Genomic DNA, 15,191 nt, shown 5'->3' with positions numbered 1-15,191 from the left:
GCAGCAGGGGAAAGGAACGCAGTCATGCCGAAGCGCAACGAAGCTGCCAACGAAGAAGCGCGTGTACGGGACCTGCCCACCCGGCACGTCAGGCTGACGAGCGACATGAGCTTGCCGAAGCTGTCCGCGGTGGAGATCGGTAGTTATGCCCTCGCGCTCTTCGCAATGTGGCTGGTGCTCGATCTGAAACTGCTCGGCGGCCTTCTCGCCGGCATGCTTGTGTTCCAGCTCGTACACATGATTTCGCCGGTGATCGAGCGCCATGTGGTGAGCAAGGGCGCGCGGCTCATCGCGGTCGGGCTGATTTCCGCCATCATCGTCGGCGGGCTGACGGGCGCCACCGTCGCCACCATCGAACATTTCGAACACGACGTGCCGAGCCTGCAAAAGCTGCTCGATCAGTTGATGACCATCACGTCGAGCGCGCGCCTGCGCGTACCGGACTGGATCGCGAACTATCTCCCGGTCGATGCCGGCCAGATGAAGGACAAAGCCACCGAGTTGATGCACAGGCACGCCGAAATGCTCCAGCAAGGCGGCAAGGAAATGGCGCGCGGTTTCGGGCACATCGTGATCGGTATGATCATCGGCGCGATCATCGCGGTGAGCGCGCCGCGGCCCTCGCATCACCGCTTGCCGCTGTCCACGGCGCTCATCGCACGCGTGTCGCGCTTCGCAGACGCGTTTCGCCGCATCGTGTTCGCGCAGATCAAGATTTCCGCGATCAACGCCGTCTTCACCGCGCTGTATCTCCTCGTCGCGCTGCCGATCTTTCACGAAAGGCTGCCGCTTTCCAAGACGCTCGTGCTGGTCACGTTCATCGTCGGGCTGCTGCCGGTGATCGGCAATCTGATCTCCAATACGATCATCGTCGGGATTTCGCTGTCGGTGTCGTTCGGCACGGCGGTCGCGTCGCTCGCGTTTCTGATCGTCATTCACAAGCTCGAATACTTCCTGAATGCGCGCATCATCGGCGGCCAGATCGAGGCGCGCGCGTGGGAACTGCTTCTCGCAATGCTCGCGATGGAAGCCGCGTTCGGCATTCCGGGCGTGATCGCCGCGCCGATTTTCTATGCGTATATCAAGCGTGAGCTGATTTATCTGCGGCTCGTCTGATCCGGCCGCCACAAATGAAAACGCCCGCGAATTCATCGCGGGCGTTTTTGCGTCTGAAGAACGATTAGCGGAACACGACCGTCTTGTGCCCGTTCAGCAGAATGCGATGCTCCGCGTGCCACTTCACCGCGCGCGCGAGCGTCACGCATTCGACGTCGCGGCCGATCGCCGTCAGTTGATCCGGCGTCATGTTGTGATCGACGCGCTCCACTTCCTGCTCGATGATCGGGCCTTCGTCGAGATCGGACGTGACATAGTGCGCGGTCGCGCCGATCAGCTTCACGCCGCGATCGAACGCCTGATAGTAGGGCTTCGCGCCCTTGAAGCTCGGCAGGAACGAGTGATGGATGTTGATCGCGCGGCCCGCGAGCTTCTCGCACATGTTCGCCGACAGAATCTGCATGTAACGCGCGAGCACGACGAGATCCGTGTCGTGCTGATCGACGATTTCCAGCACGCGCGCTTCCTGCGCGGCCTTCGCATCGGGTGTCGCCTTCAGCAGCGGCAGATGATGGAACGGAATGTCGTAGCTCGCGGCGAGCTGATAAAAATCCTTGTGATTCGAGATGATCGCCGGAATCTCGATCTGCAACTGGCCGGTGCGATAGCGGAACAGGAGATCGTTCAGGCAGTGGCCGATCTTCGACACCATGATGACGACGCGCGGCTTCACCGAAGCGTCATGCAGTTCCCAGCGCATGCCGAATTCGTCGGCGAGATCGGCGAACGACTTGCGCAGCGCGTCGAGACCAGGATCGCCGCCGACCTCCTGAAAATGCACGCGCATGAAAAACTCGCCGGTGCGGCTGTCGCCGAACTGCGCGGAGTCGAGGATATTGGCGCCGAGATTGAACAGAAATCCCGACACGGCATGCACGATTCCCGGCCGGTCGGGGCACGACAACTTCAGGTAGAAACTATGTTCGGTCGACATGACCTTTCCTCGTTCGTTTGATTCTTGATATTCAGAGCGGCGGCGGATGGAACAGCGCGTCGATGCCTTCGCAGGCGTCCTCCCCGATCCACTGGCGGCGCAGCATGCAATCGAGCGTCGCGAGACTGGCGTCGACAGTGAGCTCGCCCTCCTCGATCCAGCGCGCGACGTCTTCGATGCGCGCAAGTCGATGCTCGCCGACCTCGCCGTCCTGGTTGCGCGGCGCGAAATCGGGCGAAAGGAAAACGTCGTAGACGAAGATCTGCTCGGCCTGCGTGCCTTCGGGCAAGGATTGCAGCACATGGAACGTGCGGCCGCGCTCGGCGGTTTGCGCGAGCCCGGCGCTCATGCCTGCTTCTTCCCAGCATTCCTTTACGAGCGTCGGCATCAGTTCGAACCCCCAGCCGATGCCGCCCGCCACGATGTTGTCGAGCATGCCGGGATCGGTCGCCTTCGTCTCGCTGCGGCGCGCGATCCACAACTGCGGCGCCTTATCTCGATATTTTACGATGCCGTTCAGATGCACCGCGTAGGTCATCGTGCCGAAGAAGCGCGACGCCGCACGCTCGATGAACGCGAGCGGCGGCGCGTCGAAGTCGTTGCGGACCGCGTAGGTTTCGTCGCGCCAGCCGGGGATTCTGCCTTCCGCGTATAACGCGCCGATGACCGCGCCTAGCGCGGCGCTGCGCGCGTTCACATCGGCGAGCGATGGGTTCAGCCGAACCGCTGCTTCGTCGATCTCGAAAACGTCCGGCCAGCTGCGCAGCGCGTCGACGTCGGTGCGGCGAATCCAGCCGACACGCTCGTCGCCGATGAAAAAGGGCGCGTGCGCGGCAGCATCGAAACGGCGCGCGGAAATGATGGCAGGCAGCGTCATGCGGGCACTCCGGTCAACGCAAGGCGACGCGAATGCCCAGCAGGATGAACGTCGCGCCCGCGAGCCGGTCGAGCCACACGCCGACGCGCGGACGGCGCTTCAGCCACGCGCCGATCATCCCCGCGCCGATGCCGAAGAGCGAAAACACGACGACCGTCTGCAGCATGAACAGCCCGCCGAGCTCGAACATCTGGAGCATCACGCTTTGCGCGCCGTGCGGATCGACGAATTGCGGCAGGAACACGATGAAGAACAGCGTGACTTTCGGGTTCAGCATGTTGCCGATCACGCTTTGGCGGAACACGGTCGAAAGCGGCTGGCTCGGGCGCGTGTGCGCGGTCGCGAGACCGTGACTGCGCAATGCCTTGATGCCGATCCAGACGAGATACGCCGCGCCGGCGAGCTTCACCGCCTGAAACGCGACGGGCGACGAACGCAGCAGCGCCGCGATGCCGAGCGCGGCGAGCGTCGTATGAAAGATCACGCCGAATGCGAAGCCGAGCGCGGCGACGACGCCCGCGAGGCGCCCTTGGGAAATGCCTCGCGCGAGTACCTGAAGATTGTCCGGGCCGGGCGCAACCGTAATCGCGACCGATGCGGCAAGAAAGAGCAGAAAGTTGGGCATCTCAATGTCCACCGAATTCGCATACGGTATAGAGCGGCACGCCGTTCTCGCGCAGCAGCTTCGAGCCGCCGAGATCCGGCAGGTCGATGATCGCCGCCGCTTCCACCACTTGCGCGCCGAGCCGCTCGAGCAGAATCTTGCCGGCCATCATCGTGCCGCCTGTCGCGACGAGATCGTCGACGATCACCACTCGATCGCCCGGCTTGCACGCATCCTCGTGAATCTCGACCGTCGCGCTGCCGTATTCCAGGTCGTACGACTGCGACAGCGTCTTGTACGGCAGCTTGCCCTTCTTGCGGATCGGCACGAAGCCCAGGCTCAGCTCGTACGCGAGAATCGGGCCGATGATGAAACCGCGCGCATCCATGCCGGCGATCACGTTGACGTTCTCGTCGATATAGCGCTGCACGAACAGGTCGATCAGCATGCGCAGCGCCTTGCGGTCTTGCAGGATCGTTGTGATGTCGCGGAACTGCACGCCGGGCTGCGGCCAGTTTTCGACGGTGCGCACGCGCTCCTTGATGAAACGCGCGGCGTCGAGCTGAGCGCTCGAAGGGGTAATGGACATGACTTCTCCGGAGTCCGCGCCGTGAGGCCGCGCGTTCGCCTTGGTGACAAAAGAGATTACGCCGCCCGGCGGTTGCGCGAGAGCCGTTCCTCGGCTTGCGCGAGCACTTCGGGCAGGCCGCGCAGCACGACGATATCGTTCGCGCGCAGCCGGGTTTCGGGGTCCGGTTCGACGCCCCGGATGCCGTGGCGCCGGATCGCGGTCACCTCGACACCATTGCCGACGAGGCCGAGATCGTCGAGCGAGTGCCCGACGGCCTCGGAATTCGCGTCGATCGGTACGGATTGTAGCCGGACCTGCTCGTGGCCATCGTCGTCATCGACATCGTCGGCGCCGTGGAAGTAGCCGCGCAGGAGGCTGTAGCGCGCATCGCGCATTTCCTCCACGCGCCGCACGACGCGACGCATCGGCACACCCATCAGCACGAGCGTGTGCGACGCGAGCATCAGACTGCCTTCGACGATCTCCGGAATCACTTCCGTCGCGCCCGCGGCGGTGAGCTTATCGAGATCGGCGTCGTCGACTGTGCGCACGATCACGGGCAAGGTCGGCGCGAGCTCGTGGATGTTGTGCAGCACGCGCAGCGCGGAAGGCGTGTTCGCATACGTGATCGCGACGGTCGCCGCGCGATGCAGACCCGCCGCGAGTAGCGACTCGCGCCGCCCGGCGTCGCCGAACACCACCGATTCGCCGGCCGCCGCGGCCGCCGCGACGCGGTCCGGGTCCAGATCGAGCGCAACGTAGGAAATCCCTTCCTGCTCCAGCATGCGCGCGAGGTTTTGCCCCGCGCGGCCGTAGCCGCAGATGATCACGTGACCGCTCTGCTTGAGGCTCTGTGTTGCGATCTTCGTCATCTGCAGCGATTGCAGCATCCATTCCGTCGACGACAGCCGCAGCACGATCCGGTCCGCGTTCTGGATGATGAACGGCGCGGCGAGCATCGAGAGCAGCATCGCGGAGAGAATCGCTTGCAGGATGATCGGGTTGACCAGATGCGAATCCAGGATCAGGTTGAGCAGCACGAAACCGAATTCGCCCGCCTGCGCGAGGCCGAGACCCGTGCGCATCGCGACGCCCGGCGTTGCGCCGAACGCGCGCGCGAGCCCGGTGATCATCACGGCCTTGAGCAGGATCGGCACGACGAAAAAGCCGAGCACGAGAAACGGATGCTCCCAGATCACACGTGGATTCAGCAGCATGCCGGTAGTCACGAAGAAGAGACCGAGCAGCACGTCGCGAAACGGCTTGATGTCCTCTTCCACCTGATGCCGATACGGCGTCTCGGCGATCAACATCCCCGCGATGAACGCGCCGAGCGCGAGCGACAGCCCGAACTTGTCGGTGATGAACGCCGCGCCCAGCGTCACCAGCAGCAGGTTCAGCATGAACAGCTCTTGCGAGCGGCGCCGCGCGACGAGATCGAACCAGCGCGTCATGAACTTCTGGCCGATGAAGAGCAGGACCGTCAATGCGACAACGATCTTCACTGCCGCGATGCCGAGCCACATCGCGAGCTGCGACGATTTGCCGTTGCCGAACGCCGCGATGATGATGAGCAGCGGCACGACCGCGAGATCCTGGAACAGCAGCACGCCGAAGATGTTGCGGCCGTGCTCCGATTCGAGTTCGAGCCGCTCCGCGAGCAGCTTGCTGACGATAGCTGTAGAGGACATGGACATCGCGCCGCCGAGCGCGAAGCTCGCCTGCCATGACATCTCGGTCCAGAAATTCGCGATCCAGCCGAAGATCAGCGCGAGCGCGATCGTCGCCGCGACCTGACTCGCGCCGAGTCCGAACACGATGCGCCGCATCGAGCGCAGCTTGGAAAGGGAGAATTCGAGCCCGATGGAAAACATCAGGAAGACAACGCCGAATTCGGCGAGATGCTGCGCGCGGTCCGAATCCGGCGCGATGCCCGCCGCGTGCGGTCCCACGATGATGCCGACCGTCAGATAGCCGAGCATCGGCGGCAAGTTGAAATAGCGAAATACGACGACGCCTGCCACGGAGCAGAGCAGCAGCAACAGCGTCATTTCGAGCGGAGAGGTCATCCGTCTAGCGTCCTCGTTCGTCAGCGTTCCGAGGCGCGTGTCTTCGGCGCTCCGGCATCTTAAAAAGGCCCCTGACGACAGGGCTTGCGGGGGCGGATAGGCGGCGGCGCGGCGCGCTCCCGGCGGGGCGGCTGAAAAACGCCTTTGCTATACTCCGCGCATGATAGCGAAAATCAATGGCGACCGGGCACTGGCGCTGGCTCGCAACGTAATCCAGATCGAAGCAGAGGCCGTTCGCGGGCTTTCCGAACTTCTCGACGAAAACTTCACGAACGCGGTCGAAACGCTGCTCGGCTGTCGCGGTCGCGTGGTCGTATCGGGCATCGGCAAGTCGGGCCATGTCGCGCGCAAATTCGCCGCGACGCTCGCGAGCACCGGCACGCCGGCGTTCTTCGTGCATCCGGCCGAAGCGAGCCACGGCGACCTCGGCATGGTCACCGCCGACGACATCTTCATCGCGCTGTCCAACTCGGGCGAAACCGAGGAACTTGTTGCCATTCTGCCGCTCATCAAGCGCCTCGGGGCGAAGCTGATCGCGATTACCGGTCGGCCCGAATCCAGTCTCGCCCAATTGGCGGACATGCATCTCAACGCGCGCGTCGAAAAGGAAGCGTGCCCGATGAATCTCGCGCCCACGGCCAGCACGACCGCCGCGATGGCGCTCGGCGACGCGCTCGCCGTCGCCGTGCTCGATGCGCGCGGCTTCGGTCCCGACGACTTCGCGCGCTCGCATCCGGGCGGCGCGCTCGGGCGGCGCCTGCTCACCTACGTCCGCGACGTCATGCGCATCGGCGACCAGGTGCCGGTGGTCTCGCTCGACGCGACCGTTTCGGACGCGCTCTTTCAGATCACCGACAAGCGCATGGGCATGACGGCCGTCATCGACGCAAACCGTCATGTCCACGGCATTTTCACGGACGGCGATCTGCGCCGCATCCTGCAGCGCGACGGCGATTTCCGCGCACTGAAGATCGTCGATGTCATGACGCGTAATCCGCGCACGATCGCGCCGGATCATCTCGCGGTCGAAGCCGTGGAACTGATGGAGCGCCATCGCATCAATCAGATGCTGGTCGTGGATGCCGATGCGACGCTGATCGGCGCACTGAACATGCACGACCTCTTCTCCAAGAAGGTAATCTGATGGCGCAGAAGCCCCCCACCGCCGCCGAACGCGCGAACCGCCTCAAGCTGATGGTGTTCGACGTCGACGGCGTTTTCACCGACGGCAGCCTCTACTTCACCGGCGACGGCGACGCGATGAAATCGTTCAATTCGCTCGACGGCCACGGCGTGAAGATGCTGCAGTCCGTCGGCGTGCAGACGGCGATCATCACGGGCCGGCAATCCGGCATCGTCGCGGCGCGTGCGCGCGAACTGGGCATCACGCATCTCTATCAGGGCGTCGCCGATAAAACCGTCGCGCTCGCCGAGTTGCTCGCCGCGACCGGCATCGCGGCCGACGAATGCGGCTATATGGGCGACGACTGGCCCGACCTCGCGGTGATGCGCCGCTGTGGCTTCGCGGCCGCGCCCGCGAACGCGCATCCGGAAGTGATCCAGCGCGTGCACTGGGTCGCGGAAGCGCGCGGCGGCCACGGCGCGGTGCGCGAAGTCTGCGACGCGATCCTGCGCGCGCAACATCGCTACGACGAACTGCTCGCCGCGGCGCTCGGAGGCTGAAGCATGCAGCGCCCGGGAAAGCTCGCCTCGCTCCTGCCGCTCCTCGCGATGGCGGCGCTCGCCGGCATCACTTACTGGCTGCTGCAAGCCACGCTGCCTCCTGCACAGCAGGCGCCTGCGCCGGAGAAGCGCCACACGCCCGACTACTTCGCCAACGACTTTTCCGTTTCCGAACTCGATGCCACCGGCACGACGCAATATCGTCTGACGGCGAAGTCGATGGTGCATTACGAAGACAACGAAATCAGCGACCTGACGCTGCCCGCGATGCGCATGTTCCAGCCGATGAAGCCGACCGTCACGGCGACGGCCATGCGCGGCACGGTGAATGGCGATGTCTCGATCGTCGATCTCTATGACGACGCGCGCATCCTGCGCGCGGCCGGCTACGGCGATCCGCAGATGCAGGCTGATTCCCAGCATTTTCGCGTGCTGGTGAACGACGATGTCATCGAAACGGAAAAACCGGTTAGACTTCAGCGCGGCCCGTCCGTGATGACGGCCTCTGGCATGAACTACAACAACGTGACCCGGGTAATGAAGCTCTTCGGTAACGTGCGCGGCGCAATCGCCGCCACGGATATCAACGGCGGCTCGTCCAAGTAACCCCGGCACTCCCATCCGAATTGTGACTGCATGAACGAAAGGTTCCCTCGTCCCGATGGCGGCCATGCGCGCGCAACGCTCGCGTGCCGCACCGCGCACGCCGCGCGGGCCGGGCTCGCCGCCGCGCTGGCCATCGCCGTTGCGCTGGCCGCGCTGCCCGCGCACGCCGAAAAGGCCGACCGCGACAAGCCGCTCAACATCGAAGCGGACAACATGTCCTACGACGACCTCAACCAGAAGAACGTCTTCACTGGCCACGTGGTCGCGACCAAAGGCTCGATCATCATCAAGGCCGACCGCGTGGACGTCACGCAGGACCCGCAGGGTTATCAGTACGCGACCGGCACGTCGACCGGCAACAATCTCGCCTATTTCCGCCAGAAGCGTGACGGCCTCGACGAGTACATCGACGGCAACGCGGTGCGCATCGACTACGACGGCAAGAACGACTTCACGAAGCTCACGACACGCGCTGTCGTGCGCCGCCTGCAAGGCCTGACGAAAGTGCAGGACGAAGTGCGCGGCAGCGTGATCACCTATGACGGCCAGAAGGACTTCTACACGGCGAGTGCGGGCAAGGACCAGGCAGGTCCCGGCAATCCGAGCGGCCGGGTGCGTGCGATGCTCGCGCCCCGCTCGGGCGGCGCCGCGCCGCTGAACGGATCGCCCGCCACGCTTTCGCCGTCGAACAGCATTCAGGGAGAGCCGCAGCAGTGAATTCGACCTCCATGCCCCACCGCAAGCCGGAAGGCCAGTCGAGTTCGCTCGTCGTGCGCAATCTGAAGAAGCGTTACGGGTCGCGCACTGTGGTGAAGGACGTGTCACTCGACGTCAAGAGCGGCGAAGTGGTCGGCCTGCTCGGTCCGAACGGCGCGGGAAAGACGACGTCGTTCTATATGATCGTCGGCCTCGTGCCGCTCGATGCCGGCGAGATCGACCTCGACGGCAATTCGATCAGCCTCTTGCCTATCCACCAACGCGCGCACCTGGGCTTGTCATATCTGCCGCAGGAAGCCTCGGTGTTTCGCAAGCTCACCGTCGAGCAGAACATTCGCGCGGTGCTGGAGTTGCAAACCGATGAGCGCGGCAAACGCCTGTCAAATGACGCCATAACCCAGCGCGCGGAAGCCTTGCTCGACGAGTTGCAGATCGCGCACCTGCGCGAGAATCCTGCGCTGTCGCTGTCGGGCGGCGAGCGCCGTCGTGTCGAGATTGCGCGCGCGCTCGCAACCAATCCCAGCTTCATTCTGCTCGACGAACCGTTCGCGGGCGTCGATCCGATCGCCGTGCTCGAAATTCAGAAGATCGTGAAGTTTTTGAAGCAGCGCAACATCGGCGTCCTGATCACGGACCACAATGTGCGCGAGACGCTCGGCATCTGCGATCATGCGTACATCATCAGCGACGGCAGCGTACTCGCGGCAGGCGCGCCCAGCGAGATCATCGAAAATGAAAACGTGCGCCGCGTCTATCTCGGCGAGCATTTCCGCATGTGACGCAACGTTGGAAAAGCGGCGCGCATCATGCGCCGCACCATGCGAAAGCAGCAAAACTTACGTGCCGCCCTCTTGGGCGGCATGCGCTTTTTTGGAATCCCCGCGAGGTTTCGCGCGCGTGGCAAACTCTCTACAATGAATAAAACTTTGCCATGAAAGCCAGCCTCCAACTCCGCCTCTCGCAGCATCTTGCGCTGACCCCGCAACTTCAGCAGTCGATCCGGCTGCTGCAGTTGTCGACGCTCGAACTGCAGCAGGAAGTCGCGATGGCCGTCGCTCAGAATCCGCTGCTCGAGAATGACGACGACTGGATCACGAGCCCGCTTCGCGTCGCCGCGGACGGCTCGCTGATCGCGGCTGCGTCGGCGCCGAGCACGCCGTCCGACTCGATGATGAGCAACGGCTCATCATCCGGCACCTCAAATTCCGAACGTTCGGAGAACAATGAGCCGCAAGGGGTCGACGAGTACAACGGCCTGGGCTCGGACAGCAGTCAGGATTCCAGTTCGTGGAACCTCGAGGACTACGGCCGCTCGAACAACGCCTCCGACGACGACGATCTCCCGCCGCTGCAAATCCACGAATCGACCACGACACTACGCGACCACCTGAGCGCGCAGTTGCGCATGACCGCGGCGAATCAGCGCGATCGTGCGCTCGTCACGTTTCTGATTGAGTCACTGGACGAAGACGGTTACCTGACCTCATCGCTCGATGAAGTGCAGACCGATCTTCCCGAAGAACTCGAAGTCGACCTCGACGAGTTGAGCGCGGCGCTCGCCTTGCTGCAAAGCTTCGATCCGCCGGGCGTAGGCGGACGCTCGGCATCGGAATGTCTGAAACTGCAGTTGCTGCGGCTCGACGGGTCGCCCACGCGCACGCTGGCGCTCGATATCGTCACGAATCATCTCGAACTGCTTGCCGCGCGCGACTTCACGCGTCTGCGCAAGCAACTGAAAGCCAGCGATGACGCCCTTCGCGACGCGCATCTGCTGATCAAATCGCTCGAGCCTTTCCCAGGCGCGGCGTACGGCAAAAGCGAAGCGGACTATGTCGTGCCGGACATCCTCGTGCGAAAAACCGCGAGCGGATGGACGGCAGAGCTGAATCCGGAGATCGTGCCGAAGCTGCGGATCAACCATTTGTACGCGAACATCCTGCGCAACAATCGCGGCGATCCGGGAAGCGGCTCGCTGCGCCAGCAGTTGCAGGAAGCGCGCTGGCTCATCAAGAATATTCAGCAGAGGTTTGAGACGATTCTGCGCGTCGCGCAGGCGATAGTGGAGCGTCAGAAGAACTTTTTTGCACATGGCGAAATCGCCATGCGGCCCTTGGTTTTGCGGGAGATTGCTGATACGCTGGGATTACACGAATCGACGGTTTCTCGTGTGACCACAGGCAAGTACATGCTCACCCCATTCGGGACGCTTGAATTTAAGTACTTCTTTGGATCGCACGTCTCGACCGACACAGGAGGCGCGGCATCGTCAACGGCGATCCGGGCCCTCATCAAGCAACTGATAGGAGCGGAAGACCCTAAAACTCCTCTTTCAGACAGCCGCATCGCCGAACTGCTGGCGGAACAAGGATTCGTGGTCGCGCGGCGTACCGTAGCCAAGTACCGCGAAGCCCTCAGGATCCCGGCAGTGAATCTGCGCAAGTCTCTATGACCCGTCTCTGTAGTCCATCGCGTGTTGTGATGGGCGTTTACCGGCCGCATCGCGAGAGCGCGGACGTGCCGGCCAATGCGGCCCGTATTTCAGTCGCGCCAGAATGACGCGCTGACGGGACGCATTGCCGACCGGTATCGGACGAGCCGACGTGATCTCACGGCCTTTAGCTTGGAGAGCAACTATGAATCTGAAGATCAGTGGACACCACCTCGAATTGACGCCTGCGTTGCGCGAGTATGTGATCACGAAACTGGACAGGGTGCTCCGTCATTTCGATCAAGTGATCGACGGCAACGTTGTCCTCTCGGTCGACAATCATAGGGAAAAGGAAAAGAGGCAGAAGGCGGAAATCAACCTGCATCTGAAGGGCAAGGACATTTTTATCGAGAGTTGTGACGCTGATATGTACGCCGCCATCGATCTGATGGTGGACAAGCTGGACCGGCAGGTCATCAGGCACAAGGACAAGATTCAGGGCCACGCCCATGAATCGGTGAAGTACCGTGGCGAGCCGCACGAAGTGGAAGCGCCGTCGCCCTGAACGCACCGTACGCACGCTCGCCGATTGATCGACGGATGACAGCGAGCCCCGCCACCACAGGATGGCGGGCGAGATTCGAGGAAAACCTCAAGTATCCGAACCAGATCGATGCGCGCATGCATCCGAACCGAAGCCGCCTCCGACTGGCGGCTTTTTTGTTGGATTTTCGCCCTGTAGTGCGACAAGCCATTGATTTTCAGGGCTTTGTGCTGCACATTGGATCGCAAAACGGTGCCATTGCGCGGCGCACCATCGGGCTGTGCCCTGTTCTATAATGATCCGGTAATTTTCGGGGTCGCACGACAGGCACGCTGCAGGGAACGCCGCCAGCGCACTTTCCGTATCACCATCGCCGTGAGCGCTTTCAGACAGCGGCCACGATGAGGAGCTATCAGGCCACGCATCAGCCTGCCAACATGAATCGTTTAGCCAAATTTCTTCCCATCGAGAACGTGGTTCTCGGACTGTCCGTTACCAGCAAGAAACGCGTATTCGAGCAAGCGGGCCTGATTTTCGAGAACCAGAACGGCATCGCCCGCAGCACCGTCACCGACAATCTCTTCGCGCGTGAGCGTCTCGGCTCGACTGGCCTGGGCGAAGGTGTCGCCATTCCGCACGGCCGCATCAAGGGGCTGAAGCAGCCGCTTGCCGCCTTCGTGCGCCTCGCCGAACCTGTCGCGTTCGAATCGCCTGACGGCCAGCCGGTCTCGCTGCTCATCTTCCTGCTCGTGCCCGAGCAGGCAACGCAGCAGCATCTTGAAATTCTCTCGGAGATCGCCCAACTGCTCTCTGACAGCGAGGCGCGCGAGCGCCTGCACAAGGAAGAAAATCGTGAGGCGCTTTATCAAGTGCTCACGCAATGGCAACCGTAACAGCCACACGAACCTAGCGATACGCGCCGAGGCGCGTCCGTGCTGCTTTCGCGCCGGGCGCGCCTCGCTTACGTGAAGCTTCTGCGGCACAATCGGTCAAACGCAGCGCCATGCGACGTACCGAAGCGACCCGCTTCGTCGTGACGCGAAGGCTGCTTCCGGCTTCCAACGGAGTTCCGGTCTCATGGATACGTCCAGCATCAACGCCCAAAGCATTTTCGACGACAACGCCGCCGCTCTGAAGCTCAGTTGGCTCACCGGGCACGAAGGCTGGGAACGCGGCTTTTCGAGCGAGACGGTCGCAAACGCGACGTCGAGCGCCGACCTCGTCGGCCACCTGAACCTGATTCACCCGAACCGTATCCAGGTGCTCGGCGACGCCGAGATCAACTACTACCAGCGTCAGTCGGACGAGGACCGTTCCCGTCACATGGCGGAACTCATCGCGCTCGAGCCGCCGTTTCTGGTCGTTGCAGGCGAAGTGGGCGCGCCGCCGGAACTCGTTCTGCGCTGTACGCGCTCGTCGACGCCGCTTTTCACGACGCGCATGTCCGCGGCGGCCGTGATCGACAGCCTGCGCGCGTACATGTCGCGCATCCTCGCGCCGCGCGCGACGCTCCACGGCGTGTTCATCGACATCCTGGGCATGGGCGTGCTGCTCACCGGCGACTCCGGTCTCGGCAAGAGCGAGCTCGGGCTGGAACTCATCAGCCGCGGCCATGGCCTCGTGGCGGATGACGCCGTCGATTTCGTGCGTCTCGGCCCGGATTTTGTCGAAGGCCGGTGCCCGCCTTTGCTGCAAAATTTGCTCGAAGTGCGCGGGTTGGGCCTTCTCGACATCAAGACGATTTTCGGTGAAACCGCCGTGCGCCGGAAGATGAAACTCAAGTTGATCGTGCAGCTCGTGCGCCGGCCGGATGGCGAATTCCAGCGCCTGCCGCTCGAAAGCCAGACCGTCGATGTGCTCGGCCTGCCAATCAGCAAGGTGACGATTCAGGTCGCGGCGGGCCGCAACCTCGCCGTGCTGGTCGAAGCGGCGGTGCGCAATACGATCCTGCAACTGCGCGGCATCGATACCTTGCGCGACTTCATGGACCGCCAGCGCCTTGCGATGCAGGATCCCGACAGCCAGTTTCCCGGCAAGCTGATCTGAGCGCGTCAGGGAACGTCGCGCGTGCCGAAACGAATCGGGCACAGGTGCTAAGCTAAGAGAAAGCGAACCCCTCGAGACCCATGCGTATCATCCTGATCACCGGCATCTCCGGTTCCGGCAAGTCCGTCGCGCTGAACGCCCTGGAAGATGGCGGCTACTATTGCGTCGACAATCTGCCGCCGCGCTTTCTGCCCGAACTCGCCGACTATCTGGCGAAGGAAGGCCAGACACGTCTCGCCGTCGCGATCGACGCCCGCTCGAGCCACTCGCTCGACGACGTGCCGGCCTTCATCCGTAAGCTCTCGGACGATTACGACCTGCGCGTGCTGTTCCTCAACGCGAGCACACAATCGCTCATTCAGCGCTTCTCCGAAACGCGCCGGCGTCACCCGCTGTCCGGCCCGCCGATGCGCGAGGCCGATGTCGGCGTGCTGAACTCGCTCGCCGAAGCGATCGAGCGTGAGCGCGAACTGGTCGCGGGCCTCGCGGAGTACGGGCATCAGATCGACACCAGCAATCTGCGCGCGAACGTGCTGCGCGCGTGGGTGAAGCGCTTCGTCGAAACGGACGCCGCCGATCTCACGCTGATGTTCGAATCGTTCGGTTTCAAGCGCGGCGTGCCGCTCGACGCCGATCTCGTGTTCGACGTGCGTACGTTGCCCAACCCGTATTACGACCGCGAGTTGCGCCCGTTCACGGGCCTCGATAAACCCATCATCGATTTCCTCTCCGCTCAGCCGCTGGTGGGCGAGATGATCGACGACATCGGCGGGTTCGTCGGCAAATGGCTGCCGCGTTTTCGCGACGACAACCGCAGCTACCTCACCGTCGCGATCGGCTGCACGGGCGGGCAGCATCGCTCGGTGTTCATCGCGGAGGCGCTTGCCGCGCGCTTTTGCGAGACGGCAAACGTGATCGTGCGGCATCGTGACGCGCCCATCCCGGCTGGGTGACAGCGCGCCTCACACGCGAATCCGATCGCCGCGCTGGCGGTCC

The 15,191-nt window shown here is 63.1% G+C and carries 17 protein-coding genes; 12 read left to right on the top strand and 5 right to left on the bottom strand.

Annotated features, from left to right (window positions below; translation table 11 throughout):
* Positions 1-24 precede the first annotated feature (24 nt).
* A complete protein-coding gene (locus NCR38_RS01480; RefSeq protein WP_061117865.1) occupies positions 25-1,116 on the top strand; it encodes an AI-2E family transporter in 1,092 nt (363 codons plus the stop codon).
* Between the two features lie 64 nt (positions 1,117-1,180).
* On the opposite strand, the gene purU is transcribed toward NCR38_RS01480, so the two are convergent.
* From purU to NCR38_RS01455, 5 genes are read right to left on the bottom strand one after another with little or no spacing between them, the layout of a single operon-like run.
* Complete coding sequence (purU, locus tag NCR38_RS01475; RefSeq protein WP_061116906.1) at positions 1,181-2,050, bottom strand: formyltetrahydrofolate deformylase; 870 nt, start codon at positions 2,048-2,050, stop codon at positions 1,181-1,183.
* Positions 2,051-2,081: 31 nt separating this feature from the next.
* On the bottom strand, positions 2,082-2,927 hold the full coding sequence (locus NCR38_RS01470; protein WP_250476250.1) for a DUF4743 domain-containing protein: 846 nt from the start codon (positions 2,925-2,927) through the stop codon (positions 2,082-2,084).
* A gap of 13 nt (positions 2,928-2,940) precedes the next feature.
* A complete protein-coding gene (locus tag NCR38_RS01465; RefSeq protein WP_061116904.1) occupies positions 2,941-3,552 on the bottom strand; it encodes a LysE family translocator in 612 nt (203 codons plus the stop codon).
* A 1-nt stretch (position 3,553) separates the two neighbouring features.
* Entirely contained in the window at positions 3,554-4,120 is a 567-nt protein-coding gene (locus tag NCR38_RS01460) for an adenine phosphoribosyltransferase (protein ID WP_061116903.1), read from the bottom strand.
* 56 nt (positions 4,121-4,176) lie between these two features.
* A complete protein-coding gene (locus NCR38_RS01455; RefSeq protein WP_061116902.1) occupies positions 4,177-6,171 on the bottom strand; it encodes a monovalent cation:proton antiporter family protein in 1,995 nt (664 codons plus the stop codon).
* Positions 6,172-6,331: 160 nt separating this feature from the next.
* Between NCR38_RS01455 and kdsD the strand changes: the two genes are divergently transcribed.
* The 11 genes from kdsD (at position 6,332) to rapZ (ending at position 15,148) form a co-directional block, all read left to right on the top strand.
* Positions 6,332-7,315, top strand: coding sequence for an arabinose 5-phosphate isomerase KdsD (gene kdsD, locus NCR38_RS01450; RefSeq protein WP_250476249.1), 984 nt, complete (start codon positions 6,332-6,334; stop codon positions 7,313-7,315).
* Positions 7,315-7,854: an HAD family hydrolase gene (locus NCR38_RS01445; RefSeq protein WP_061116900.1), complete on the top strand. Its 540-nt coding sequence runs from the start codon at positions 7,315-7,317 to the stop codon at positions 7,852-7,854. Before kdsD ends, NCR38_RS01445 begins: the two co-directional genes overlap by 1 nt.
* 3 nt (positions 7,855-7,857) lie before the next feature.
* Positions 7,858-8,460, top strand: a complete 603-nt coding sequence (gene lptC / locus NCR38_RS01440) for an LPS export ABC transporter periplasmic protein LptC (RefSeq protein ID WP_061116899.1) — start codon at positions 7,858-7,860, stop codon at positions 8,458-8,460.
* A 30-nt stretch (positions 8,461-8,490) separates the two neighbouring features.
* Positions 8,491-9,177 (top strand): lipopolysaccharide transport periplasmic protein LptA, encoded by a 687-nt coding sequence (gene lptA / locus NCR38_RS01435; RefSeq protein WP_061116898.1) that lies wholly within the window; start codon positions 8,491-8,493, stop codon positions 9,175-9,177.
* An 11-nt stretch (positions 9,178-9,188) separates the two neighbouring features.
* Positions 9,189-9,956, top strand: a complete 768-nt coding sequence (gene lptB / locus NCR38_RS01430; protein ID WP_086960797.1) for an LPS export ABC transporter ATP-binding protein — start codon at positions 9,189-9,191, stop codon at positions 9,954-9,956.
* Positions 9,957-10,108: 152 nt separating this feature from the next.
* Positions 10,109-11,626 carry an RNA polymerase factor sigma-54 gene (locus NCR38_RS01425; protein WP_061116896.1) on the top strand — a complete coding sequence of 506 codons (1,518 nt, stop codon included), beginning with the start codon at positions 10,109-10,111 and terminating at the stop codon, positions 11,624-11,626.
* Between the two features lie 184 nt (positions 11,627-11,810).
* Complete coding sequence (gene hpf / locus NCR38_RS01420) at positions 11,811-12,170, top strand: ribosome hibernation-promoting factor, HPF/YfiA family (protein ID WP_061116895.1); 360 nt, start codon at positions 11,811-11,813, stop codon at positions 12,168-12,170.
* 35 nt (positions 12,171-12,205) lie between these two features.
* On the top strand, positions 12,206-12,445 hold the full coding sequence (locus tag NCR38_RS01415; protein WP_250476248.1) for a hypothetical protein: 240 nt from the start codon (positions 12,206-12,208) through the stop codon (positions 12,443-12,445).
* Positions 12,446-12,586: 141 nt separating this feature from the next.
* Positions 12,587-13,042, top strand: coding sequence for a PTS IIA-like nitrogen regulatory protein PtsN (gene ptsN / locus NCR38_RS01410; RefSeq protein WP_035497938.1), 456 nt, complete (start codon positions 12,587-12,589; stop codon positions 13,040-13,042).
* Between the two features lie 184 nt (positions 13,043-13,226).
* The gene (hprK, locus tag NCR38_RS01405) at positions 13,227-14,195 is read left to right on the top strand and encodes an HPr(Ser) kinase/phosphatase (protein ID WP_008351692.1); all 969 of its coding nucleotides are present in this window, start codon (positions 13,227-13,229) and stop codon (positions 14,193-14,195) included.
* Positions 14,196-14,275: 80 nt separating this feature from the next.
* Entirely contained in the window at positions 14,276-15,148 is an 873-nt protein-coding gene (rapZ, locus tag NCR38_RS01400; protein WP_061116894.1) for an RNase adapter RapZ, read from the top strand.
* Positions 15,149-15,191 lie beyond the last annotated feature (43 nt).

The sequence above is a fragment of the Caballeronia sp. INML1 genome (assembly GCF_023631085.1).
GTDB classification, from domain to species: Bacteria; Pseudomonadota; Gammaproteobacteria; order Burkholderiales; family Burkholderiaceae; genus Caballeronia; species Caballeronia turbans.
The sequence above is the reverse complement of the archived record's forward strand: the minus strand, read 5'-3'. Positions and strand labels throughout refer to the sequence as shown.